This window comes from Mucilaginibacter phenanthrenivorans (assembly GCF_024721155.1).
Classification (GTDB): domain Bacteria; phylum Bacteroidota; class Bacteroidia; order Sphingobacteriales; family Sphingobacteriaceae; genus Mucilaginibacter; species Mucilaginibacter phenanthrenivorans.
This window is the reverse complement of the sequence record NZ_JAHVAP010000005.1, coordinates 15,262-38,576: the sequence shown is the minus strand read 5'-3', so window position 1 is coordinate 38,576 and position 23,315 is coordinate 15,262. Positions and strand designations below refer to the sequence as shown.

23 protein-coding genes are annotated in these 23,315 nt (G+C 41.7%); 9 read left to right on the top strand and 14 right to left on the bottom strand.

The features are described 5' to 3' along the window. The first annotated feature begins 328 nt into the window (after positions 1 to 328). Positions 329 to 1,117 carry a mechanosensitive ion channel family protein gene (locus tag KXD93_RS12360; RefSeq protein WP_258137421.1) on the top strand — a complete coding sequence of 263 codons (789 nt, stop codon included), beginning with the start codon at positions 329 to 331 and terminating at the stop codon, positions 1,115 to 1,117. Here the strand turns inward: KXD93_RS12360 and KXD93_RS12355 are convergent, their stop codons facing one another. The 6 genes from KXD93_RS12355 to KXD93_RS12330 all read right to left on the bottom strand — a co-directional run bounded on the left by KXD93_RS12355 (position 1,118) and on the right by KXD93_RS12330 (position 7,295). Then, positions 1,118 to 2,464, bottom strand: coding sequence for a DUF58 domain-containing protein (locus tag KXD93_RS12355; RefSeq protein WP_258137420.1), 1,347 nt, complete (start codon positions 2,462 to 2,464; stop codon positions 1,118 to 1,120). Positions 2,465 to 2,533: 69 nt separating this feature from the next. Further along, positions 2,534 to 3,511, bottom strand: a complete 978-nt coding sequence (locus KXD93_RS12350) for an AAA family ATPase (RefSeq protein WP_258137419.1) — start codon at positions 3,509 to 3,511, stop codon at positions 2,534 to 2,536. A gap of 2 nt (positions 3,512 to 3,513) precedes the next feature. Beyond that, entirely contained in the window at positions 3,514 to 4,686 is a 1,173-nt protein-coding gene (locus KXD93_RS12345; RefSeq protein ID WP_258137418.1) for a DUF4350 domain-containing protein, read from the bottom strand. Next, on the bottom strand, positions 4,683 to 5,441 hold the full coding sequence (locus KXD93_RS12340; RefSeq protein ID WP_258137417.1) for a DUF4129 domain-containing protein: 759 nt from the start codon (positions 5,439 to 5,441) through the stop codon (positions 4,683 to 4,685). The genes KXD93_RS12345 and KXD93_RS12340 overlap by 4 nt, the downstream gene beginning before the upstream one ends. Positions 5,442 to 5,443: 2 nt before the next feature. After that, the gene (locus tag KXD93_RS12335; protein WP_258137416.1) at positions 5,444 to 6,349 is read right to left on the bottom strand and encodes a hypothetical protein; all 906 of its coding nucleotides are present in this window, start codon (positions 6,347 to 6,349) and stop codon (positions 5,444 to 5,446) included. Then, positions 6,333 to 7,295: a stage II sporulation protein M gene (locus KXD93_RS12330; protein ID WP_258137415.1), complete on the bottom strand. Its 963-nt coding sequence runs from the start codon at positions 7,293 to 7,295 to the stop codon at positions 6,333 to 6,335. Before KXD93_RS12330 ends, KXD93_RS12335 begins: the two co-directional genes overlap by 17 nt. Positions 7,296 to 7,387: 92 nt before the next feature. Between KXD93_RS12330 and KXD93_RS12325 the strand changes: the two genes are divergently transcribed. Continuing rightward, complete coding sequence (locus KXD93_RS12325) at positions 7,388 to 8,134, top strand: RDD family protein (protein ID WP_258137414.1); 747 nt, start codon at positions 7,388 to 7,390, stop codon at positions 8,132 to 8,134. Here KXD93_RS12325 and KXD93_RS12320 read toward each other — a convergent pair. Beyond that, on the bottom strand, positions 8,109 to 8,516 hold the full coding sequence (locus KXD93_RS12320) for a DUF2752 domain-containing protein (protein WP_258137413.1): 408 nt from the start codon (positions 8,514 to 8,516) through the stop codon (positions 8,109 to 8,111). The genes KXD93_RS12325 and KXD93_RS12320 overlap by 26 nt on opposite strands. Beyond that, positions 8,516 to 8,809, bottom strand: coding sequence for a CD225/dispanin family protein (locus tag KXD93_RS12315; RefSeq protein WP_258137412.1), 294 nt, complete (start codon positions 8,807 to 8,809; stop codon positions 8,516 to 8,518). Before KXD93_RS12315 ends, KXD93_RS12320 begins: the two co-directional genes overlap by 1 nt. 94 nt (positions 8,810 to 8,903) lie before the next feature. Between KXD93_RS12315 and KXD93_RS12310 the strand changes: the two genes are divergently transcribed. Both KXD93_RS12310 and KXD93_RS12305 read left to right on the top strand, forming a co-directional pair. Further along, complete coding sequence (locus KXD93_RS12310) at positions 8,904 to 10,334, top strand: L-serine ammonia-lyase (RefSeq protein ID WP_258137411.1); 1,431 nt, start codon at positions 8,904 to 8,906, stop codon at positions 10,332 to 10,334. 91 nt (positions 10,335 to 10,425) lie between these two features. Further along, positions 10,426 to 11,730, top strand: a complete 1,305-nt coding sequence (locus tag KXD93_RS12305) for an aminotransferase class V-fold PLP-dependent enzyme (RefSeq protein WP_258137410.1) — start codon at positions 10,426 to 10,428, stop codon at positions 11,728 to 11,730. Between the two features lie 2 nt (positions 11,731 to 11,732). Here KXD93_RS12305 and KXD93_RS12300 read toward each other — a convergent pair whose 3' ends face one another. Genes KXD93_RS12300 through KXD93_RS12290 form a run of 3 tightly spaced genes read right to left on the bottom strand, consistent with a single transcriptional unit; the run spans position 11,733 to position 13,840 of the window. Then, positions 11,733 to 12,461 (bottom strand): SGNH/GDSL hydrolase family protein, encoded by a 729-nt coding sequence (locus tag KXD93_RS12300; RefSeq protein WP_258137409.1) that lies wholly within the window; start codon positions 12,459 to 12,461, stop codon positions 11,733 to 11,735. Beyond that, the gene (gene lipB / locus KXD93_RS12295) at positions 12,458 to 13,201 is read right to left on the bottom strand and encodes a lipoyl(octanoyl) transferase LipB (protein ID WP_258137408.1); all 744 of its coding nucleotides are present in this window, start codon (positions 13,199 to 13,201) and stop codon (positions 12,458 to 12,460) included. The genes KXD93_RS12300 and lipB overlap by 4 nt, the downstream gene beginning before the upstream one ends. A gap of 3 nt (positions 13,202 to 13,204) precedes the next feature. Next, positions 13,205 to 13,840 (bottom strand): 4'-phosphopantetheinyl transferase family protein, encoded by a 636-nt coding sequence (locus KXD93_RS12290; protein WP_258137407.1) that lies wholly within the window; start codon positions 13,838 to 13,840, stop codon positions 13,205 to 13,207. 244 nt (positions 13,841 to 14,084) lie between these two features. Here KXD93_RS12290 and dcd point away from each other — a divergent pair, with 244 nt between their 5' ends. Beyond that, positions 14,085 to 14,621, top strand: coding sequence for a dCTP deaminase (gene dcd, locus KXD93_RS12285; protein WP_258137406.1), 537 nt, complete (start codon positions 14,085 to 14,087; stop codon positions 14,619 to 14,621). A 169-nt stretch (positions 14,622 to 14,790) separates the two neighbouring features. Continuing rightward, positions 14,791 to 17,235 (top strand): TonB-dependent receptor plug domain-containing protein, encoded by a 2,445-nt coding sequence (locus tag KXD93_RS12280; RefSeq protein ID WP_258137405.1) that lies wholly within the window; start codon positions 14,791 to 14,793, stop codon positions 17,233 to 17,235. 178 nt (positions 17,236 to 17,413) lie between these two features. Here the strand turns inward: KXD93_RS12280 and KXD93_RS12275 are convergent, their stop codons facing one another. After that, positions 17,414 to 18,535: a carboxypeptidase-like regulatory domain-containing protein gene (locus KXD93_RS12275; RefSeq protein WP_258137404.1), complete on the bottom strand. Its 1,122-nt coding sequence runs from the start codon at positions 18,533 to 18,535 to the stop codon at positions 17,414 to 17,416. 188 nt (positions 18,536 to 18,723) lie between these two features. Here KXD93_RS12275 and KXD93_RS12270 point away from each other — a divergent pair, with 188 nt between their 5' ends. Beyond that, positions 18,724 to 19,134 (top strand): hypothetical protein, encoded by a 411-nt coding sequence (locus tag KXD93_RS12270; RefSeq protein WP_258137403.1) that lies wholly within the window; start codon positions 18,724 to 18,726, stop codon positions 19,132 to 19,134. A gap of 187 nt (positions 19,135 to 19,321) precedes the next feature. Here the strand turns inward: KXD93_RS12270 and KXD93_RS12265 are convergent, their stop codons facing one another. After that, entirely contained in the window at positions 19,322 to 20,134 is an 813-nt protein-coding gene (locus KXD93_RS12265; RefSeq protein ID WP_258137402.1) for an enoyl-ACP reductase FabI, read from the bottom strand. A 190-nt stretch (positions 20,135 to 20,324) separates the two neighbouring features. Here KXD93_RS12265 and KXD93_RS12260 point away from each other — a divergent pair, with 190 nt between their 5' ends. Together KXD93_RS12260 and KXD93_RS12255 are read left to right on the top strand one after the other, a co-directional pair. Next, positions 20,325 to 20,795: an RNA polymerase sigma factor gene (locus tag KXD93_RS12260; protein ID WP_258137401.1), complete on the top strand. Its 471-nt coding sequence runs from the start codon at positions 20,325 to 20,327 to the stop codon at positions 20,793 to 20,795. Then, positions 20,785 to 21,375, top strand: a complete 591-nt coding sequence (locus KXD93_RS12255; protein ID WP_258137400.1) for a hypothetical protein — start codon at positions 20,785 to 20,787, stop codon at positions 21,373 to 21,375. Before KXD93_RS12260 ends, KXD93_RS12255 begins: the two co-directional genes overlap by 11 nt. 229 nt (positions 21,376 to 21,604) lie before the next feature. Here KXD93_RS12255 and recN read toward each other — a convergent pair whose 3' ends face one another. Beyond that, on the bottom strand, positions 21,605 to 23,278 hold the full coding sequence (gene recN / locus KXD93_RS12250; RefSeq protein ID WP_258137399.1) for a DNA repair protein RecN: 1,674 nt from the start codon (positions 23,276 to 23,278) through the stop codon (positions 21,605 to 21,607). Positions 23,279 to 23,315 lie beyond the last annotated feature (37 nt).

Genomic DNA, 23,315 nt, shown 5'->3' with positions numbered 1-23,315 from the left:
TAAAAACAAACCCTTGTCTGATAAAACAGACAGGGGTTTTGTTTTTAAAATACAGGGCTTTCGTCATGGCAAGGTAAAGGGACGGTCATTTGTTAATCAAATGATTGATTAAGTAAAAATCGGGTTACAATAAGCCTTATTTTTGTTCGGGAAATCAAAAGTAATTGAATAGGCACAGCTTTTGAATAAGGATGAATACTATGAAAAATTTAACAGAAACAGCAAAACACTTACAGAGCCAGATTTTGGACTGGGTGCTATTTAAAGGCCCGGAACTTTTCATTACCATTTACGGTAAATAATAAATTTATAACTTTGCTTCCATCTTATGGAAGTTAAAGAATTTTACAAAGAGTTCCACACCTGGATCATCACACAGGGCCCTAAATACGTTTTCGGGATAATAGTTTTTACGATTGGCCTTTGGGTCATCAGGTTCCTGAGAAACCGCATCCGTCTTCGCCTCAGTCAAAGAGCGGTACATTCATCCCTCCAGCCATTTATTTTAAGTTTAACCATTACCAGTTTATATGTATTGCTGATCATTTGGGTAATGAATTACATAGGTTTTGAAATGACTATTTTCACAACCATCATCGGCGCGTTTTCGGTAGCGGCCGGTTTGGCGCTTTCAGGGACATTTCAAAACTTTGCGGGTGGTGTGCTTATTCTATTATTAAAGCCATTTGAACTTGATGACAGCATTGTAGCGCAGGGACAGGAAGGTAAGGTGATATCCATCCAGATCTTTTACACCGTATTACTAACGGCGGATAACAAAACAGTAATTATCCCTAACGGAAAGCTATTTAATGAAGTAATAGTAAACGTAACCCGCGAAGGTAAAAGGCGCCTGGATTTTGATGTAAAACTGGCTTATGCTGCTGATATTGATAAAGCTAAACAAGTTATGCTGGATGCGATAAAATCAACCAAAAATGTTTTGACCACCCCTGCAATAAGAGTTGGCCTGGTAGGGCTTGATAGCGACAGCATAAGGATTACGGTAAACGTTTGGGTTGAGCCTGCCAATTTCCTGGACGTTAAAATAGCCCTGATGGAAAAGATCATTAAAGATCTTGGGGCTGCCGGTATTAATTTCCCTAAACCTGGTTGATCAGATCTTTTGCCTCGCCTTCAATTCGAGGTACCTGTTTACCGTATTAATGGTAAGGTTTTGCGGTGTGGTTAAAATAGACTGTATATTGTATTTCAATAGTTCCTTCGCGATCAGTTTCTTATCATAGGCGAATTTTTCGGCTATGGTTTTTATGTAGATGCCTTCTACATCATCGGCTGGTTGTTCACTTACCTTTTTCAATTCGGTGTTTTCAAAGAACACCACCAGCAACAGGTGGAATTTGGCTATCCGTTTTAAAAATGGAAGCTGCCGCTGTAAAGCCGACATACTTTCATAATTGGTAAAGAACACCACCAGGCTGCGCTGTTTTATCACACTCCGGATAGTAGCATACAGCAGTTCCATATTTGTTTCCAGGTACCTGGTCTTTTCCTTGTATAGCACCTCCAGGATCTTATTGATCTGCGTAGGGCGGCGGTCCGCAGGGACTACGGCCCCGATCTTTTCTGCTACAGTTATCAATCCTGCTTTATCTTCCTTAAGCAAAGCCACGTTTGACAATACCAGGCTTGCGTTGATGGCATAGTCCAACAAGCTAAGTCCGTCAAAGGGCATTTTCATGGCCCGCGATTTATCAATCACACAATACACCTGCTGCGATTTTTCATCGATATAAGAGTTGGTCATTAAAGCGCCCTTGCGCGCGGTTGCCTTCCAATTTATTGTGCGGTAATCATCACCGGGCACATATTCCTTTACCTGTTCAAACTCCATGCTATGACCAAGTCTGCGGATCTTTTTTATACCGATCTCAGAAAGGTTGTTTGATATGGCCATCAACTCGTATTTGCGCATCTGCAAAAATGAGGGGTATACCGGGAGCGTTTCGCCCTGGCTAAAGCTGTACCGTCGTCTGATTAGGCCTATTGATGACATTGCATATACCCGGATATAGCCAAATTCATACTCACCACGCCGGGTTGGCCTCAGCGTATAATTGATACGCTTTCGTTGGCGCGGGGTTAAGGAGGTGGTAAACCAAACGTCTCTTTTTTGAAATTGAAAGGGAATTTCATCGATAATCCCAATGCTGATATTAAAAGGATACCAGTTTTCTATATAGATCCCTAATTCATTGTCGTCACTATTACTCAACCGTTCCGGCGCATGGCGCTTTGCGAATACGCCCTTTGATGTACGATAAAGCATAGCGAGGTCGATAACAAAAAGTATAGTCAGCGTAAAGAAAGCCAGTTCGGGAATTATATCCAGCCAGGGAAAAAAGAATGCAAACAGAAAAAGCACCACACAGCCGCCAAGCCCGATAAAAAGACGGTTGGTTAAAAACAGGTCCTTATAAAATAGCTTATAAATTTTCTTCACTTAATATTAAATAACTTCTGCAAGCCGCTCAGCCTGGTATCTGATCTCTAGCCTCTAATTAACTAACCCCTATCTCGGCACCTCAATTTTCTGAATAATCTGGGCCACCACGTCGTCAGGAGTAACGCCTTCCATTTCCTTGTCAGGCGTTAGCATAATGCGATGCCTTAAAACAGGGGCTGTTGCACGGATAATATCGTCAGGAGTAACAAAATCACGCCCATTGATGGCGGCAAAGGCTTTGGCTGCATTTATTATAGCCAGCGATGCACGCGGCGATCCGCCCAAATACAACGATTTATTGTTGCGGCTTTCGTGGATGATCTTCGCGGTAAAAACAAGCAGTTTGTCTTCAACATGAAGCCCCTTTACCACCTGGCGAATGGAAATAATATCCTGTATCGACAGCACCGGTTTAATGCTGCTCAATTGGTCGACGGTTTTTTGCTGATGCTGTTGAGTGAGGATCTGGATCTCTTCGTCTAGTGATGGATACTGGATCTCTATCTTAAATAAAAACCTGTCGAGCTGGGCCTCCGGTAAGCGGTAAGTACCTTCATGCTCAACCGGGTTTTGCGTAGCCAAAACAATAAACGGCTCGTCCATTTTATAGGTTTTACCGTCGATGGTTAGCTGCCGCTCCTCCATAACTTCAAATAAGGCCGATTGAGTTTTAGCCGGTGCGCGGTTAATTTCATCTATCAAAACAATGTTCCCGAAGATAGGGCCGTGCTTGAACTCAAATTCAGTAGTTTTCGGGCTGAATACCGAGGTTCCTAAAATATCCGACGGCATCAGGTCGGGCGTGAACTGAATTCGCGAGTATTTCGCATCAATTGATTTGGCAATAAGTTTGGCTGTTAGCGTTTTGGCCACGCCCGGTACACCTTCAATCAAAATATGCCCATCGGCAAGAATGCCTGCAATAAGCAGATCAATGCTATCGTGCTGCCCAACTATAATTTGGGAAAGGGATTCTCTTATTTGTGCCACCGCAGTGGTAAGTCGGCTCAGATCGGTTCGTTGTTCAAATATTTCGTCTTCCATAATTAGCTGGCTTGGGTATAAAATTTTTCAATAAATCGGTTTAATTCAATAAGGTCCCTATCGCTTACCGTTTGCTGCACACTTATATAATTGATATAGTTAACCAGGTCTTGCGCAACCCGGCTATCGATGCCCAATTTAGCAGTAAGCCTTTCAGCAAATTCAGTGTCAATTTTATTGACCTTTAAATTGTATTTGTCTCTTAAATAAGTTAAAAGATAGAGTATTTTTTTGTGCGCGATGTTGTTATTGTTTCGTTGCTCATAATAAACCTGTCCTACCACGTTCACAAATTCAAGCGTGGAGTTTTTCAACGGCTCAATTATAGGGATGACCCGCTGCCGGCGTTTAATTTCAAATAACACAAATACCAATAGCCCGAACAGACTTAAATAATAGGCCCATTGTAAGTTTGGATTACTAAAGAAAACACGCATCGGCGATTCATCTTCCGGAATATCCCCGTTTTGAAATTCGTCCCAATATACGGTGCTTGTTTCGGGCAGGTATGAAAGTGCTTTCGCCACATAGTCGGCTCCCTTTCCTTTAAGCAGGCTTATGTTAGAAAAAATAAGCGGGTTGGCACTTATGTATAAACTGCCTTTTCCAAATTTAAAACTCAGGTAAGTACTGTGCCCGCTGTTGTTTTTGCCGACAACAACAGCCTTTGCCGTATCGAACGAACTGAAGAATTGGTTACTTATATCCCTGCCGAATGTGTAATCAGAAGCTTGTTTTAGCTGATTGCTTGTAAAGTTTAACGACGCCTGGTTCTTAGCCGTCTCAAAACTTGTACTCAGTTTTAGTGTGTCGGCTAAAAAACCGTCAAAGGTAAAGGATGCCATAAAAACAGAATTACCTGCTTTTATGTACTTAACAAGTTGTGTAAAATCAAATTTATTAAGCTTAACGGCCTTTGCAATTATTAAGTAATTACCCGCGGTTATAATTGAATCATGCACCGCATGGTATACTGACGCATTGGTTTTTACGATTTTTGCGCTCGGAAATATTGCGTTAAGCTGATTGTAAACAACGTAAGTGCCATAGGGAATCTTATCCTTATAGTAAAGCGTAGGCTTCCAGTTAACAGGGATGGGCCTGTTGTATTGCGCAACCAGGTAAACCAATAACACGGCAATAGCAACTGAAAAGTATATTTTGAAATCCTTCATGCCTTGCCGTTTCTAAAATTCCTAAACAGTGAATGGATGTTGTTAAACGTAGGCGAATCAATTGTAAATTCGCCATACCAAATGTATTCGAATTGCCGTGTTAACAGTTTAAAGCTATCGCGTTGTTCGGGGTTTACTAATTCATTTATATAAATACTGTTGGTTTTGTCGGGTTGCCAATCTATCAATTGGCTATCACTCAATTGTTTCAGGCATTTTAAATAGAGCATCCGTACGGCAAGCCTGTAGTTTTGCTGGTTGATGGCCTTGTCGAGCTCCGTATCAAAATTTATCTCATGGATGTTCTCCAGCGATTCGGAGTACGGGATATCGGCCGCTACAGGTTTACGTCTCAATACGTTAAACATATCAATGCCCACAAGTTTCAGAATCATAAATATAATGGCCCCCAAGGCCAGCACAATAATGAGATACTCAAAAAACAAAAGCACCAGGTCAAAAAAGCTTTTATGCCCATCTACCTTTAAAGAACTGAATAATTGGGCGACCCAATTCCAAAACCAACGCCAAAATCTTGTCCATAGGGAAGTTTGCACCTCAACATCGTGGTATTGAAATTCAGGTGCTTTGCGGTAGGTTTCAAGGGCATGCTCATTGAAGCTCCTGGTTTTGATTACCGAACTATCGGTTTTTAAAACAGCCGGCGGCTTACTAACCACAGGTGGCTTTTTACCGGCAGCGTAACCCATATTCACTGCAATACAAACTAAAATAAGGAAAAGGTAACGTAGCATTATCAGTATTCTTCGGGTTGAGTGGTATCGTCCGGTGTTATGTTACCGAGTTGGTTTATCCTGCCAAGTAAACCTGTTCCATCTGTATGTTCGCTTAAATTAAAATAGCACAGGCTCATGGTAACTATTGGGAAAATGTAAAATACCTGGCAAAGGTGCTGCAAAAAAACTGTTATAACAGATAAGGTAATAGACAGGTGAACTCCCTTAGACGGATGAATGAACAAGCTCCCTAAATTAAGTAGCGTTGTTGGCAAAACAACAATAACCGTGGCGAAATAAACGATAAGGCCTATAACAAAAAGGCAACCGAATGTTAGCCACCAGTTATCCTTAATCAGCTTAAAACTTTTGTTAAATGCGTAACCAAGGCTAGTATTTTCAAACACCATTATCGGGAAAATAAGCCCGAATATAGGGTAAAGCCATATCCCTGGGATAAAACACAATACAAAACCGATTATCAGTAGTAAGCCAAGTAAAAAGCTGCTGCCAAATATTTTGAAGAAGAAGTACTTAAAATAACCCCAAACTTCTGATGGTGTAGCGGCAACGTTACCCTTTTCGCGGTATATGCATATATATGAATAAACAGTTACGGTTATGGCAACATAATTTAGCCACAGAAAAATAATACTTAAAATATATTCTAAACCTAACATCCTCGTAAATGGATTTGATGACCCGAATAACTGGTTAGAACGAACCGGGCCAAAGCTCTCATTTACAAAAGAAAACGTTTTGACTTGCTGCATAGATGATGCTATGGTGCCGGCAATAAGGAAAAAACCGGAAAAAACAAAAAAGCATAAAAGCAGCGGCTTTAAATTTTGGCGGACGAAAATAAAGGTGTCAGTAATAATTTCTCCAAAGTCGCGTGTTTTTTGGAGTTCAATTTTTGGCGTCATGTGATTTTTGGTTTCTGGTTAAAATGTTAGGATAAATGATTACATACCATATCATAAAGGTAAGAGACAAAGTTAAGATACTTACGCTAAGCCATACAGGCATTTCGGTATGCCGGGTAACAAAGCTTTCAAAAAAAGCCGCCGTTAAAAATAACGGAACCAGGCCAATGGTCATTTTCATGCCATCCTTAGCTCCTTTTTTTAATGATACAAACCGGTTATAAGTTTTAGGGAATAAAAAGCTATTGCCTAATACCAGGCCTGCCGCCCCTGCTATTATAAAGGATAATATCTCCAGCGTGCCATGGATCCAGATCACTAAAACCGACTGCATGCCAAGGCCTTTGCTAAAAAAATAATATTCGAATGAGCCAAGCATCACGCCGTTTCTGAAGGCGAAATAAACCGCGCCTACCGAAAATATAATACCGCTTACAAAATTTACAAAAGCGACATAAATGTTATTTGATGCTATCATGAAAAACATCGGGAACTCGCCGGCTTGTTTGTATACGCCAAAGGGATCGCCTTTTGCAATGTTAGCGTTGGTCATATCAACGTATTGATCGCCTAAAATAAGGCGGACAAAGTTTTCATCGTACTTTGCCGACAGGGCACCTATCGACGTAAACACCAGGAAGAACAGGAATGAATATAGTAACTGATTTTGGTATGTTTTAAATAGTAATGGTAGCTCACGCGTCCAAAAAAGAATAAAACGGTTACTTTTCTCAGTTTTGTTTTTATAAATAGACTGGTGCAATTTTGCCGCCAGCCCATTCAGGTACACGGTAGTTTTTGATTTTGGGTAAAAGGTTTTGGCGTAGGCAAGGTCGTCAGTTATCTCTATAAACCGTTCGGCAAGTTCATCCGGATTGTTTGTAGAGGTATTCTCGTAGCTGCTCCACTTATTTGAGTTTTGTTTAACAAACAGAGGTTCGCGCATCTAAAAATTGATTATTAAATAATTCCGTTAAAATAATTACAAATTTTTATCTTTCAACTATAATCAGAATTTAAAATAGTTTTAATAATTATATGCAGACCATCAGGATCACCACCCCGCAAAATATCGATATTGACTATGAGATTGCCGGTATAGGTGAACGAATTGTTGCACGTTTAATTGACATGGGCCTTTTTATAGTCATCCTTTTTGCAGGGCTGATCATCGCAGGGATAACGGGCAGCATGGGGTCAGAATTGACAATTACCATATTGGTTATTATTTATGCAATAATGTTTGTGTTTTACGACCTCATTTGTGAAATTACCATGAACGGGCAAAGCTTTGGCAAACGTATAATGAAAATAAAAATAATAAGCCTTAACGGGGCACGGCCAACACTTGGTCAATACATGCTCCGCTGGTTGTTCAGGATAGTTGATTTTTCATTAACATTTCAAGCCTGCGGATTAATCTGCGCCGCTGTTTCAGATAAAACCCAACGGCTTGGCGACATTGTAGCAGGAACCACTTTGATTAAAACCCATCCCCGAACAACTATTGATACCCTGGCTTTTACCCCTGCTGTAGAAAACTATGTACCGGTTTTTAACGAGGTAACTCAATTAAAGGACCATGATATTGTGATATTACAGGAAGTAATAAACACGTACGTAAAAACCGGGAATACGGAAATTGTTTATAGCGCTGCGCGCCGTACCAAGGAACTTTTAGCCATAACACAGCAGGTGAAAATGGATGACCTGCGTTTTTTACAAACTGTTGTAAAGGACTATAATTACCTGGTATCTGTTAATGACCAGCTGATAAATAACTAAAAGGAGGAACGGGAATATTTCTTGCTATCCAAAAAATTACCACAACCAGAAAAATTACTTTGGGAGTTAGCGGGTGGTAGATCACTTTCCACCTAAGATCTTTTTTCTGAATAAATGACTTTATCTTATAGAAAAAGTGAATGAAGAGAAATGGAAGGCTGATAATCAATAATATATTATAGCCGGCTGCTTCTTTGAAATTTCCGTTCAACAGGGAATGAATGGCCCTTTGAGAACCACACCCGGGGCAGTTTAAACCGGTAATAACATAAAACGGGCACTTTGGGAAGAGCCCGTATTTTGCAGGATCGTAATAATAGTATATTAAGCCAATTGTAACAAAAAGTGCTATTGCAAAATACAGGCCCCTTGAAAATGTCATTAGCCGTTGTGAGGGATCAAACTTACGCCCAGCACAATAACAAAAAGTATGTAAAGTACATACACGCCAATTCCAACAAAGAATCCGATTTTTGTCCATTTGCCGGCTTGCTGTGAAGCGTTTAATGCACCGGCATAATCTCCGACATCATATCTTGAATTAACAGAGGCAGCATTTACAATACCCACTATACCAAAAGGTAAACAGCAGAATATTGTAACTAAAATTGACTCAACGAGCCAGTTCTTTGGTCGTGGTGGGGGCATCTGCCCTGTTGGTTGTGTTAGGTCCATTTGATAAGATTTTATTTTTTATGAATGTATAAATCTATTTTGAATAATCAAAACATAGCCCTAAAAAGTGCGGATACTATCGTAAATTTACCCCGTGCAAAGAGAGCAAATTTCAGTTTTCGATATTTTTAAAATAGGGATAGGCCCTTCAAGTTCACATACGCTGGGCCCCTGGCGGGCGGCGCAGCAATTTGTACTGTCGCTTCAGCAAAAAGGCGTATTGGAACTGGTTGAACAGGTAAAGATCCTGCTTTACGGTTCGCTTGCAAAAACAGGCAGGGGCCACGGTACCGATATAGCCATATTATTAGGCTTAAGCGGAGATGACCCTGTAACCTTCGAAGTTGACCAGGTGGGGCCTAAAACAGACGACATCAGGAATTCGCATAAACTTGTTTTGGGAGGAGAAAAGGAAGTTGTTTTTAATGCCGAAGATGACTTGTTGTTCCTGTTCAGTGAAAGTCTGCCCTATCATCCCAATGCTGTTACTTTCCAGGCGTTTTTAAGCGATGGAACTGCTGTTTCAGAAACGTACTATTCTATAGGCGGCGGTTTCGTGGTAAAGGATGGCGGCGACAATGACCAGTCAAAGTTGGAAGTCGATCTGCCGTTTCCTATTGATACGGCAAATAACCTGCTGCACTGGTGTATGAAAACCGGCCTCAAGATCTCGGAGGTGGTAATGGAAAATGAACTGGCCTGGCGCAGCGAGCGGGAAACCCAGCAGGGGCTTAATAATATTTTTACCGCGTTAAAAGAGTGTATTTATAGGGGCTGTCATACCCGGGGCACCTTACCCGGGGGATTGAACGTGGACAGGCGTGCTGCCGCGCTTAATAAAAGATTGATCGGTAATCGTACCTACAGTAATTTTGATGAATGGGTAACCGCAATCCGAAGTACAGGGGAAAGTTTCAAAAATATACTGGATTGGGTAAGTTGTTTTGCCTTGGCCGTTAACGAGGAAAACGCTTCGTTTGGCCGCGTGGTTACAGCGCCAACTAATGGTGCCGCTGGTGTAATACCGGCTGTTTTAGCTTATTACATCGTTTTTTGTGACGGTTACACTAATGAACGAATCGTTCAATTTTTACTAACAGCATCCGAAATAGGAAGTATATTTAAAAAAGGAGCAACGATATCCGCAGCTATGGGCGGCTGCCAGGCTGAAATAGGCGTATCCTCGGCAATGGCCGCCGCCGCGCTTACCGAATGTTTGGGTGGTACGCAACGGCAGGCAATGATGGCTGCAGAAATTGCCATGGAGCATCACCTTGGATTAACCTGTGATCCAATCGGCGGCCTGGTGCAGGTGCCATGTATCGAACGTAACACGATGGGGGCTATTAAGGCAATAACTGCCTCCCAGCTTGCACTTCAAACAAACCCTGATAATGCCAAAGTAAGCCTTGATGCAGTGGTTAAAACCATGTGGCAAACGGCATTGGATATGAACTCGAAATATAAAGAAACTTCGGACGGCGGATTGGCTATTAATATCCCTATTAGTTTGCCGGAGTGTTAGTTTTTGATGCTTGATTCTGCATTTAAAAGATTTCATTATTTTCTTTGCAGCGTATTGATAATCAAGAGTTAAATCCCTAAATTCGTTTATCATGATGACAAACGACCGCCGCATATTTTTGAAACAGGCAGCGACCCTTGCCGGGGCGTTTTCTGTAAATAGCCTTTTTAATACGGCGCATGCCGCAGAATTTGAAAAAGCTTCACAAAAGATTAACCACCTCACCCCAGCGCAGGCCGCGCAGGATGAGGATTTCTGGAGCGTGATCCAGCGATCATATTCGGCAAATCCAAGCATCATTAATTTGAACAATGGCGGTGTTTCGCCCTCGCCAATAGTTGTTCAACAGGCCGTTGAACGCTATAATCAGATGGTTAATGAGGGGCCATCATACTTTATGTGGCGCATTCTTGACCAGGGCCGCGAACCGCTGCGTGAAAAGCTTGCTGAACTAGCAGGTACATCCCCAGAAGAAATCGCTATAAACCGCAACGCCACAGAATCACTTAACACCATTATATTGGGTCTCGATTTAAAAAGTGGCGATGAGGTTATCGGCAGTAAGTTCGATTACCCGCACATGATCCAGGCCTATAAGCAGAGGGCCATGCGCGATGGTATTATTTATACGCAGGTAAGCCTTAACCTGCCATCTGAAAATGATGACGAGATGGTTAAAGCGTACGAAGCTGCCATCACCCCAAAAACAAAATTGATCCACATTACCCACATGGTAAACTGGATTGGCCAGCTAATGCCGGTAAGGAAGATTGCGGATATGGCGCACGCAAAGGGCGTTGAGGTAATAGTTGATGGCGCTCACTCTTTTGGCCTGCTTGATTTTAAGATTCCCGAATTGGGTTGCGACTATTTTGGCACCAGCCTGCATAAGTTCCTTTCGGCGCCAATTGGCAGCGGGATGATGTGGGTTAAAAAGGAAAAGATAGAGAAGATCTGGCCGCTGCCGAGCAGCGCTGAACCGCATAGTAAAGACATCAGGAAGTTCGAGGAGTTGGGAACCCGCAGTTTCCCAATTGAGCAGGGAATTGGTGAAGCCATTAATTTTCATGAGGGAATTGGCAGCAAACGCAAGGAAGAACGCATTCGTTACCTTAAAAATTACTGGGCTACAAAAGTTGAGCATCTGCCTAACGTAAAGCTGCACACCTCTTTAAATGACAAATACTCATGTGCCATCTGCGGTGTGAGTATTGCCGGGATGACACCGGCCGAATTAGACAGTGCCTTGTTCACTAATTACAAAATCCATGTCGTAGGTATAAATATCGAGAATATCAGTTGTATAAGGGTTACCCCGCATGTTTATACCACTTTGCACGACCTGGATAAATTTGCAAGGGCAATTGAAGAAATTGCAGCAAAAAAGAAGGCCTGATTTTATTTTTCCAACCTGGCTTTTACAGAAGGCTCAAGGGCCTGCACCCACATTTGATACATTTGGGCAGACGGGTGTAAGCCATCATCGGCTATCAATGACGGGTTTGTAGCTGCCAACCTTGATATAGCTGTTATATCAATATAACTTAGAACGTGAGCTTTTGCCGTTTCCTCCCGGTTAATTGCATTAAAGGCATCAATATCTGGGCCTATTATGCTCTCTCCTCCATTGCCATAGGGGGTAACTCCGTAATCGGGGATAGATAGAACAAAAACCCGGCTGGCGTCGCCTTTTGCAAAATTGATTGCCGTCTGTAAAACCTGCGCAAACTTGGTCCGGTAATTGTCTTTGCTCTGATACTCGTGTTGATCATTAACCCCGATAAGTAAAGTAACAAAGTCATATTTGTTATCTTTAAAGTCACTGCGGGAAATAGCGCTTATTAAATCATCGGTAGTCCACCCGGTTGTAGCAATAATGTCAGGTTTTTGTACATTAAACTGATAGTAGTTTAATAAGCTTACAAGCTGGTACGGAAACGATTGAATTTGAGGTACAGACTGGCCAATGGTATATGAATCGCCCAGGGCGAGGTAAGTAACAGGAGTAGTCATGGGTTTTGTGGTTACGGTAGTGTCAGTTTTAACAACGGGGGCTGGCACAATGGCCTTTTTTGTACATCCCGATAAGGCTGTTACAGCAATCAAAATAATTTGTAATATTTTCATAACATCATCTCCATATTAAACAATACGGAAATATGATGCGTAAGGATTTTTTTTACTTCGTTTATATCAACTTTTTGCCCTAATTCGCGCTCAAGGCTGGTTACATCCTTATCGTCGATACCGCAGGGCACAATGTTTTTAAAATAATCGAGGTTGGTATTAACATTAAAAGCCAGTCCATGCATAGTTACCCAGCGGCTGCAGCGTACACCCAGGGCACAGATCTTCCGCGCATTTTCATTATCCGCGTCAAACCAAACGCCGGTATAACCGGGATAACGGCCAGCTGTCAGGCCATAATCGGCAAGGGTAAGTATTACAGCTTCTTCAAGGGTACGCAGGTAGAGGTGTATATCTGTGAAAAAATTATCAAGATCGAGAATCGGATAACATACAATTTGTCCAGGCCCGTGATAGGTAATATCACCACCACGATTTATCGGGTAATAAGCAGCATTCTTTTCCCTTAGTCCTTTTTCGTCTAAAAGTAAATGTTCAGGTTTGCCGCTTTTACCTAAAGTATATACATGTGGATGTTCGCAAAAAACAAGATAATTTAGGGTTTCATCGGCAACGCAATGATCGTAAGTATGGCCGTCAGCGTTTAAAATAGCGACCTCCTTGTTCCTTTGGGCGATCTTTTCCTTTACGGTTTCGGCAAATAAAGCTTCCTGTTTATCCCATGCTTCCTTGTAATCAATCAATCCCCAATCCTGCAAAAAAACCTGTTTGTTTTTCATGTTTTAACCTTTTACGTAGCCAACCATATAATCCTGGTACTGAAGGTAGCCAACTTCATATTTAATATCTGTTTCGCCTTTAAGCAGTCGGGCATCTACCCAACCGTGTCCCTCAAAGTTAAAAGGTTGCAGCAGAATATTATCAGCAAATGATATCTCTTTTTGGCCGTAGCATTTATAAACTGCTTCCTTGGCGCACCAACAAACATAAAGCTGCCTGATCTTGTCGGCAGTATTTATAAACGCCATTTCCTCCTTACGCATAAACTTGTGTGCAATCCGTTCAACCTTTTCCTTAACCTGCTCAATGTCAATACCTACTGGGCGCTTGCTGATCATTACGGCAGCGTAGTCAAAAGAGTGGCTTAGTGAGATGTGGTAGGGGAGGTTTACCAGGTAAGGCTTTCCGTGGGCGTCAACTTTGCAATCGATGTATTCCTCCGTGCGTAACATTTTACGTAACAACACACGCGTGCCAAGCCAGTGCAGGTTGCGCTTGCCAATCTTAAGGCTTTCATAGTGAGATTTTTCCTCATCGTCAAGGCGTAACTGACTGTAAAGCTCGTCGGCTTCTTCCTCAATTTTCCAGATGGCAAATTCTGTATCGTCATCAACCTGCTGTCTGTATGCTATAGCCATAAAAGTAAAATTGCAAAAAGGATGACAAACTTATATCAAATAACGTTAAATAGTATTGTTTTTTATAAATTATAACGCTGCAATCAAGGAAAATTACTTCTTATTAACTTTAGGCGCGTTATACCAATATCTTACCCTCTTATTTCAATTATATTTCCACATCTTCCCAAAACTTTTGTTGGTAACATAGCGTTGTCCGGCAAGGCAATTAGTTATAATTTAGCATCCGGTTTACAGGGCATTAATGATACTATCAGACAAAAGAATACTAGAGGAAATAGAGGAAGGACACATTATTATTGAGCCCTTTAATCGCGAATGCCTCGGCACAAATTCCTACGATGTGCACCTTGGTAAATATCTGGCCACCTACCGCGACAGGATACTTGACGCAAAGCTGCATAACGAGATTACCTATTTTGACATCCCGAAAGACGGGTTTCTTTTACAGCCCAATACCTTATACCTGGGGGTAACCATGGAATATACGGAGACGTACCGCCATGTTCCGTTTTTGGAGGGAAAGTCAAGTACGGGGCGTTTGGGTATCGATATCCACGCAACTGCAGGTAAGGGCGATGTTGGCTTTTGCAACACCTGGACTCTTGAAATATCTTGTACACAACCCGTAAGGATCTATGCGGGGATGCCGATTGGCCAGCTGATTTATTTTGTTGTAGAGGGTGAAATAGAAACCTTCTATAACACAAAGGGCAATGCCAAATACAACACGCCATCAACCAGGCCTGTTGAAAGTATGATGTGGAAGAACAAATTCTAGTTCATGGTTGATGGATCATAGTTCATGGTAAGATAAAAATTTATTTTTCGGCTAAACCGTACTAAAACTTTAGTTCAAAGGAGTAGAAACCGCTATATTCGCTGTATCACAAGTTTTTTACAGAATACAATGACTGTATTTTATACCTTGGTTTTTATTATCCTGAACTATGAAAAAAATCCTAATCCTATTAACATTATTAGCGCCTTTAATTGTATTTGGCCAGTCTGAAAAAAATACAGAAAAGGGCGATACACTGATCAACTCCATTACCGCGAAACTAAATTCGTACTCGGAAACGCTGAGCGCTGAAAAAGCTTACCTGCAATTCGATAAGCCTTATTACGCAATTGGAGATACAATGTATTTTAAGGCCTATATTACCATTGGTTCGGAACATAAGCTATCCGCATTGAGCGGGATTTTATATGTAGACCTGTTAGACCCCGATAACAAAATAACGCGCTCCATTAAACTGGAAATGGCAGCAGGCACAGCTGTCGGAGACTTTGCATTACCGGACACATTAGATAACGGCAATTACCATGTTAGAGCTTATACCAACTGGATGCGAAACAATGGCAGCGAATCTTTTTTCGACCAGGTGTTTACTATCGGTTCCGCCAGGCCGAAGGACCCCGCGGGCAAAAGTGAGTCCGCAAAAACAAAACAGGTTACAAAATCGGCCGGACTTAAAATTGATGTACAATTTTTTCCCGAGGGCGGTAAATTGGTAGCAGGTAATTATTCAAAAATAGCGTTTAAGGCAATTGCTCCTACCGGAAAGGGAACTGATATAAAAGGAACGGTTACGGATGATAGCGGTACTGAAATTTGCACGTTCGCATCGAGCCATTTAGGCATGGGGGCGTTTAATATAGTACCGGAAGCTGGGAAAACGTATAAAGCGAATATCACCTATGCGGATGGTACCACTAACGTTATCAATTTGCCCCTGGCATTAAGTTCTGGCTACACCATTGCAGCAAACAATACCAACCCGGATACGCTCCGACTTAGGATAACAGCCGGTGCCGAAAGCCCGAAGGAGGGTTTGAGCCTTATTGCCCAAAGTGGCGGCAAGGTATATTATGCCGTTAAAAGCGGCGAATTCAGTAAGTTTTTTACAGCCGTAATTCCTAAAGGCCGGTTTCCATCCGGCATTGTTCAATTTACGCTGTTTGCCCAAAACGGAGAACCACTAAATGAACGGCTGGTATTCATAAATAACAACAAGGATCAGCTAAAACTTGAACTTTCAAAAAAAGAAACATACGCGCCAAGGCAAAAAGTGAAAGTGGAACTTACCGCCACGGGTAAGAATAAAAGCTCCACCATGGGCAGTTTCTCTGTGGCTGTTACCGACGAAACAACAGTCCCCGTTGATGCTGACAACGAAAATACCATCCTCTCTAATCTGTTGCTGACCTCTGAATTAAAAGGGACTGTTGAAAAGCCCAATTATTATTTCGCTAATATTAATGAGCAAACGCAAGCCGATCTTGACCTTTTGATGCTTACACAGGGGTATCGCCAGTTTGAATGGAAACAAGTTTTAAACAACCAGCCTCCCGCACTAGCCTATCAGCCTGAAAAATCAATGGAAATTACAGGTAAAGTAACTAAATGGGGAAAGCCAGCTGTTGGCACAAAGGTTAAGTTATTTAGCAACCAGGGCGGCTTTTTTATGCTTGATACTTTATCAGACAGTAATGGCCGGTTTGCCTTTAAAGACCTGGTATTTGCAGATAGCACGAAGTTTGTTGTACAGTCGCGCGTTCCGAAGGGACAGGACGCTGTTGAGCTAAGTATTGATACCACCAAGCTGCCACAGGTTATAGCGGATAAAAGAAAAAACGACTTCATGGCCGCACCGGTAGAAGACATGTCGGCGTATTTTATAAACCAAAAGCAGTTTTATGACGAGCAGCAAAAATATGGCATCAACAAACACCAGGTACTATTGAAGGAGGTAAAAATCACGGCTTCAAAGGCATCGGAAATACCGCATTCCCAAAACCTGAACGGGCCAGGTAATGCAGATTTTGTGTTTGACGCAAAAGCCATTGCATCATTCAATTGCAGCAATCTGATTGATTGCTTGTCCGGAAGAATTCCGGGCATGTTGTTCACTCATGGTCAGCCCCCGAAAGGCATGGCCATCATAATTGACGGTAATTATATGGAGCCCGACGATTTCACTAACCTTAACCCCGACGATATCGAAGGAATAGAAGTGATCAAGCGCATTCACTATGCTGCTATTTACGGCTCAAGAATGGCCGGCGGCGGCTTTATCGTTACTACAAAAAGAGGAACAAAAAACAAGGAATATTACAGGTACGCCCCGGGGGTGGTAACCTATCATCCGAAAGGTTTTTACAAGGCCCGTGAATTTTATTCGCCACAATATGATAACCCTAAAACCAACCAGAAGATCTCCGATTACCGCAGCACTGTTTACTGGAAGCCAAACGTAATTACCGATAAGGACGGAAAGGCATCGTTTGAATATTTCAACGCCGATGCCAAAGGCACTTATCGAATGGTCATCGAAGGAATAGATACCGATGGCTATATCGGCAGGAAAGTGGTGGAGTATAAAGTGGAGTAAGTTAGCCAGAGGTTAGAGAGAACAGAGATTAGTTAGGACTGGTTACTTAGAGACTAGTTGATTAGAGATTAGTTGAATTTTTGAATTTCTAAATATAAAATTCAAAATGAAAGTCCTTGCAAGATAATTGCAAGGGCTTTTTACGTAAGTACAGGAACTAATCTCCAGTCTCTAACCTCTAGTTATCTAACGCCGGCACATAATCAACAGGCAAGAGATCAGCTACCAGTCTTTGGCCCCAATTACCGTCGAATATTACACTGGTAGGGTTTATTATGATCCCGTTATTATCAAAAAACGAATAAGGCTCATTGAAGATTAATGTGGTGATCAGTGCATCATCCCATTGTTTACTCGATGCCCATTCAGCGGTTGGCGTATTGCCAAGATGTGATCGTTTTTTATTGTACATAACATACAGGTTGTCTTTAAACGTTAAGGCATATTCGCCCTTAACATCTGTTTGCCTTACAAAATCGCTGTCGTTCAGCGGGATGGAGACCAGCGTACGAAAACTGTGGCTAATTGAATTTTTGTTAGCCGAGCCGGATTTACTGATAAGCCGCAATACTTTAAATCCTTCGTGTGTAATGGTATTAGAAACCGTCGATCTTAAAAAATGCATGCTTGAACCCTCGTAAGCGGCTAACCGGTTCTTTTTCCACTTCCGCATTTGAGATTCCGACCCTTTTAGATCCTCGAACGCCGAGGTTCCTTCGTAGTAGTTTATCCCCGTTCTTTGGTCGCTTACAAGCTTCGCCAAAAGATACCTGATCCGATAACCCAATGCCTTATTTTCGATTTCCAGGTAATCATTGGAGCTGGCGGTAAATACACCTGCTTCCGGATCATAATCCAGGTTGAGGATATCAGGCAACCCTTTGTTTACAATCTTACATTTACTTGCAAAATCTGAATTGCCAAAAAACAGGCGCTTAAATTTTTCATAATCCTTTGCCCAATTTGTTTTAGGTTTAATGCGCACCTCCTGCAGCATCATTACCTTTGGCACCAATTCAATGACCGGTAATTTAATATCGTTGTTTACTATAATATTTTGGTGCGATGGTTCAAAGCTCAGTATTGATACCACCAGGTCATATTGACCCTGCCGCACCCCTGTTAAGGTAAATGCACCGTGCTCATCGGTTTTGGTTCCCACCGCAGCATTGTTTAAAAACACACTGGCGTTTGCAACCGGCGTTTTATCAGCGCTGTTTATAACCTTTCCGGTAATAACATATTGCGCCAGGCAGGTAAACGGCAATAAAAACAGGAAAAGAAAAAATGATTTTATCAATTTTAAAATAACTAAAATGTTAGTTTTGTAAATGTAAAAAAATATTTTTCAATTAAATTTATTTGCCTGACGCAAGCAGCTGAATATTATCAAATTGATGAAATATTTTTTCAACGTAAAAAAAGTTCAAAATCATATTAAACCTTTTTAAAAAACGTTGTTCTTAGTATAAACAACAAAACACTCGTATGAAAAAATTCTTATCAATCATTGGCTGCATTATAGTAATGGCTGCAGCATCTTCATGTACAAAAAAGTACATCACACCGAACCCCAACGAAACTTTATTTGCTACGATAAACCCTTCTGATTGGGTATTGTCGACTGATGGAAAATCGTATTCAGCCCAGATCGATGTTAAAGAGCTTGATCCTAACTTCAATCACTATGGCGGTGTATTGGTTTCTATTTACTATCCTACAACAAACCCTTCTGATGAAGTCTATGAGCAATTACCCGAAGTATTTGCGGGTACATCATTTAGTTATACCTATAATGCGGGCAGCGTAGCAATCTATGCGCAGTCGCCTGATGGTGCAACAGCTATTAAGCCAACTGATGTTATTAAAGCTAAAATAATATTAGTGGCTTCGAACTAGCGGCTAGCGATTAGAGATTTGAGATTAGTTCCTGTCCTCAAAGCAAAAAGCCCTTGCAAAGTAATTGCAAGGGCTTTTTGCTTGAATTTATCTTGAGAATTTCGCGGTTTCTAACTAATCTCTAGTCGCTGTACTCTAATTAACTAATCCCAACTAATCTCTAATCACTAGTCTCTAATTAGCTAGCCTATTTTTCCATCTGCTCAATCACTTCCTGGGTTACGCCGGTAAAGGAGAAACCACCATCGTGGAAGAGGTTTTGCATGGTAACCATTTTGGTAAGGTCAGAGAACATGCTTACGCAATAGTCTGCACATTGGTCTGCATCGGCATTGCCAAGCGGGCTCATTTTTTCGGCGTAGTTTATAAAGCCGTCAAAACCCTTAACACCTGAGCCTGCAGTAGTACGGGTTGGTGATTGCGAGATTGTATTGATGCGCACATGCTTCTTTTTACCATAGTAATAACCAAAGCTGCGGGCTATGCTTTCTAAATATGCTTTATTATCAGCCATATCATTGTAATCAGGGAATACACGCTGTGCGGCTATATAAGTTAGGGCCAATACTGATCCCCATTCATTTATCGCATCCATTTTCATGGCAGTTTGTAATACGCGGTGCAAGCTGAGTGCGGATATATCTAAACCCTTGTGGGTAAAATCGTAATTGTTTTCAGGATAAGGAATGCCTTTGCGCACATTAACGCTCATCCCTATAGAGTGCAGGATAAAATCAACACCTCCGCCAAAATGCTCCTGGCTTTTTGTGAACAGGTTAACCAGGTCATCGTTATTGGTAACATCGGCACCAACAATAGGGGCATTACATTCTTCGCCCAGTTTATTTAATTCGCCCATGCGTAAAGCGATAGGAGCATTGCTCAAAATAATTTCTGCACCTTCCTGTACGGCGCGCTGTGCCACCTTCCAGGCGATTGATTGCTCATTAAGAGCGCCGAAAATTATTCCTTTTTTACCTTTTAATAAGTTGTAAGCCATTTTGATGATTTTATTTAGCGCGATAAAATTAAAATTAATTATTGGTATTGAGAATTTTGGCAGCGCTGATAAAATTAATCTAAAAAATAAATCCTATCGTCCTGTAGCATTTTAACCGTCCCCGTATCTAACAGCCAAAACATAGGGCGAAATAAGGTAAATTACCTCCATCAGCCAGTAAATAAAACTTATGGTATTTGAAGATATTTACCGTGAATATTGGAACAAAGTATTCAGGATCTGCATGGGTTATGTTAATGATGCCGACCTTGCTAAGGATATTGCACAGGAGATCTTCATCATCATTTGGAAAAAGCTGCCGACGTTCCGCAATGAATCTGCCATAGGCACCTGGATCTACCGGATAGCATCAAACAATTGCCTGCGTCAGATTGAACGCCAAAGCCGGATGCCTAAAACCGAACTGCCCGAGCAAATCGAAGATATATCCGAGCCCGATAAAGAATGGCAAAGCAAATTCCTGTATAAATGTATAGCTGAGCTCCCGGAAACCGACCGTATCATTATCTCCCTCGAACTGGAAGATGTAAAGCAGGCGGAAATAGCCAAAATAACCGGCTTGTCAGAGAGTAACGTTAGGGTAAAGATCTACAGGATAAAGGAAAAGCTGACTCAAAAATTTAAACAATATGAGCAATAATATCGATTTTAAGGAACTCTGGAATCGTGGCAAGGCCAATGCACCGGATGTAAGTGAAATTTTTGCAAAGGCAAATCAGCTCAACCGCAAAACCCGCAACAAGATCTGGCGGGGAAATATCATATTATCGTTAACCATCATATTTATGATATATATCTGGTGGCATTACCAACCGGAACTCATCACTACCAAAATCGGGCTAACGCTGGTGATCCTTGCGATCATATTCTTTTTGATCTCAACCAACCAGATGTTCCCGTTATTGGCTAAAACGGATGAAGAAACCGACAGCCACCAGTTTTTGGAGCAGATGCTGCGAATTAAGCAAAAGCAGGAATTTATAAACAATCAGATGCTAAGCGCATATTTTATTTTCCTATCGATAGGTATTTTCCTTTATATGATAGAGTATGCAGGAAGAGGGAGTTTGTTGTTTAAAATATTGGCTTATGGAATCACATTTGCATGGATGGCCTTTAATTGGTTTTATGTACGGGTTAAAGCGGCAAAAAAGCAACGACAGGCAGTTAATGAAATTATTAGCAGGCTTGAAGTGGTTAATCAGCAGTTGTTGGAGTAGGAGCGTATCTCACCACATCGTCATTGCGAGGCTGGTTGCTCGCAACCAGCTTCGAAGCAATCTCTAAGCCATGCATGCACGAGAGTGAAAAGTAATGTGGTAACTAATCAGGCGGGTATAAGGGCACTAAAAGCACAAAGGTTCCTGATTGTCCTGAGTAGAGGTTGCTTCGTTCCTCGCAATGACGTGACGGGTAAATCCCTCACTACACCGTCATAATGATAGTAAATTACCCCAGCAACTCCCTTGCATTCTGTAACGCGCTTTCTCCGGGTTTATCACCACTTAGCATTTTGGCAATTTCCAAAACGCGTTCATCCTTATTTAATTGCTTAATACGGGTATAGGTGGTTGCGGCATCATCATCCTTATAAACAAAATAATGGCTTTGACCCTTGCTGGCGATTTGCGGTAGGTGGGTAATGGTGATCACTTGTAAATTGGCTGCCAGCTTTTCCATTATCTGTCCAACCTGGTTGGCAACTTCTCCGGAAACGCCGGTATCTATCTCATCAAAAATTATGGTCGGTAGTGCCGTATTTTGTGCGATCAACGATTTTATGCTCAGCATCAACCTGGAAAGCTCACCACCCGAGGCCACCTTGCTCATTTCAGATAAGGCATGACCTTTATTTGCAGTAAAGAGGAATTTAACAATATCGAGCCCGTTAGCCCCCAAACCCCCTAAAGGGGAGTTATGTCCTGCGGTTGTAGAAAGTTCGATTTTGAGATTGGAATTGTTCATTCCCATTTCAGCGAGGGTTTCCAACACTTGTTTTTCGATGGCAGGTAAGGCTTTTTTACGATTAGCTGATAACTGGCCGGCTAAGTTTTCAAGTTCCTTTTTGTCGGCTTCAAGCTGGGTCTTTAATTTCTCGATTGCTTCGTCGCCGAAAACTGCTTGCTGAATTTTATTTGAAAGCTCATCCTGTAATTGTAACAGCTCTGCATTGGTATTTACACGGTGTTTTTTTTGCAGGATATAGATAATGCTCAGCCTGGCATTTACTTCTTCAGCGCGGGCTTCATTGGTATGGGTGCGCTGCTCGATAGTTTCTATTTCGGCGGCAATATCTTTTAGCTCGATCACCGCGCTGTTCAGGCGTTGGTGGAGTTCTGCAATTTGCGGGTTGAATTTTTCCAGGGCTAAAAGCTGATGCCCGGCTTCGCGTAATTGAATAATGGCAGATGTTTCGCCCTCTTCCATCAGGTAAAAGGCGCCAAGAAGATTGCGTTTGATCTCCCCGGCATTATTGAGCGAATATAATTCCTGCTCTAGTAGCTCCTGTTCGTCCGCAGAAAGTTCTGCTTTTTCCAATTCATCAAACTGGAACTGGTAATAATCCAGGTCGGCTTTTGCTTTGTCGCTTTCCTCAATTAGTTGCTGAAGTTTGGATGTCGATTTTTTATAAGCCCTGAATTTTGTACGATATTCATTCAGCAAATCGTCATGTTTGGCGACGGCATCAACTACTAATAATTGAAACTCGGGGTCATTTATTTCAAGTGTGGCATGTTGCGAATGGATATCAATCAGCCTTTCGCCCAAAGCCTTGAGCGAGTTTAAGTTTACAGGTGTATCGTTTACAAAAGCTCTTGATTTTCCATCGGCAGAGATCTCGCGCCTTAAAACGGTTTCAGCTTCGTAATCCAGGTCGTTATCCTCAAAAAACTGCTTTAAATGAAACGCGCCAATTTTAAATGTGCCTTCGATAACGCATTTTTTCTGCTGGTTAAAAAAATAACGGCTCTCGGCCCGCTGACCTAAAATAAGCGAAAGTGCACCCAAAATGATAGATTTACCCGCGCCGGTTTCGCCCGTAAGGATATTTAAACCACTATCGAAACTGATTTCGAGGTTGTCAATCAACGCGTAATTACTGATGCTGAGCTTCTGAAGCATAAAAAAAGTATCCCCTGTTTTGAGGATACTAAATTAC

What these genes read in the sequence shown, in the direction of transcription:
- recN (WP_258137399.1), bottom strand. Translation starts at nt 23,278, where the DNA reads ATGCTTCAGAAGCTCAGCATCAGTAATTACGCGTTGATTGACAACCTC.
- KXD93_RS12280 (WP_258137405.1), top strand. Translation starts at nt 14,791, where the DNA reads ATGAAAAAAATCCTAATCCTATTAACATTATTAGCGCCTTTAATTGTA.
- KXD93_RS12270 (WP_258137403.1), top strand. Translation starts at nt 18,724, where the DNA reads ATGAAAAAATTCTTATCAATCATTGGCTGCATTATAGTAATGGCTGCA.
- KXD93_RS12290 (WP_258137407.1), bottom strand. Translation starts at nt 13,840, where the DNA reads ATGGCTATAGCATACAGACAGCAGGTTGATGACGATACAGAATTTGCC.
- KXD93_RS12255 (WP_258137400.1), top strand. Translation starts at nt 20,785, where the DNA reads ATGAGCAATAATATCGATTTTAAGGAACTCTGGAATCGTGGCAAGGCC.
- lipB (WP_258137408.1), bottom strand. Translation starts at nt 13,201, where the DNA reads ATGAAAAACAAACAGGTTTTTTTGCAGGATTGGGGATTGATTGATTAC.
- KXD93_RS12335 (WP_258137416.1), bottom strand. Translation starts at nt 6,349, where the DNA reads ATGACGCCAAAAATTGAACTCCAAAAAACACGCGACTTTGGAGAAATT.
- KXD93_RS12265 (WP_258137402.1), bottom strand. Translation starts at nt 20,134, where the DNA reads ATGGCTTACAACTTATTAAAAGGTAAAAAAGGAATAATTTTCGGCGCT.
- KXD93_RS12325 (WP_258137414.1), top strand. Translation starts at nt 7,388, where the DNA reads ATGCAGACCATCAGGATCACCACCCCGCAAAATATCGATATTGACTAT.
- KXD93_RS12305 (WP_258137410.1), top strand. Translation starts at nt 10,426, where the DNA reads ATGATGACAAACGACCGCCGCATATTTTTGAAACAGGCAGCGACCCTT.
- KXD93_RS12320 (WP_258137413.1), bottom strand. Translation starts at nt 8,516, where the DNA reads ATGACATTTTCAAGGGGCCTGTATTTTGCAATAGCACTTTTTGTTACA.
- KXD93_RS12260 (WP_258137401.1), top strand. Translation starts at nt 20,325, where the DNA reads ATGGTATTTGAAGATATTTACCGTGAATATTGGAACAAAGTATTCAGG.
- KXD93_RS12340 (WP_258137417.1), bottom strand. Translation starts at nt 5,441, where the DNA reads ATGCTACGTTACCTTTTCCTTATTTTAGTTTGTATTGCAGTGAATATG.
- KXD93_RS12350 (WP_258137419.1), bottom strand. Translation starts at nt 3,511, where the DNA reads ATGGAAGACGAAATATTTGAACAACGAACCGATCTGAGCCGACTTACC.
- KXD93_RS12345 (WP_258137418.1), bottom strand. Translation starts at nt 4,686, where the DNA reads ATGAAGGATTTCAAAATATACTTTTCAGTTGCTATTGCCGTGTTATTG.
- KXD93_RS12360 (WP_258137421.1), top strand. Translation starts at nt 329, where the DNA reads ATGGAAGTTAAAGAATTTTACAAAGAGTTCCACACCTGGATCATCACA.
- KXD93_RS12315 (WP_258137412.1), bottom strand. Translation starts at nt 8,809, where the DNA reads ATGGACCTAACACAACCAACAGGGCAGATGCCCCCACCACGACCAAAG.
- KXD93_RS12300 (WP_258137409.1), bottom strand. Translation starts at nt 12,461, where the DNA reads ATGAAAATATTACAAATTATTTTGATTGCTGTAACAGCCTTATCGGGA.
- dcd (WP_258137406.1), top strand. Translation starts at nt 14,085, where the DNA reads ATGATACTATCAGACAAAAGAATACTAGAGGAAATAGAGGAAGGACAC.
- KXD93_RS12330 (WP_258137415.1), bottom strand. Translation starts at nt 7,295, where the DNA reads ATGCGCGAACCTCTGTTTGTTAAACAAAACTCAAATAAGTGGAGCAGC.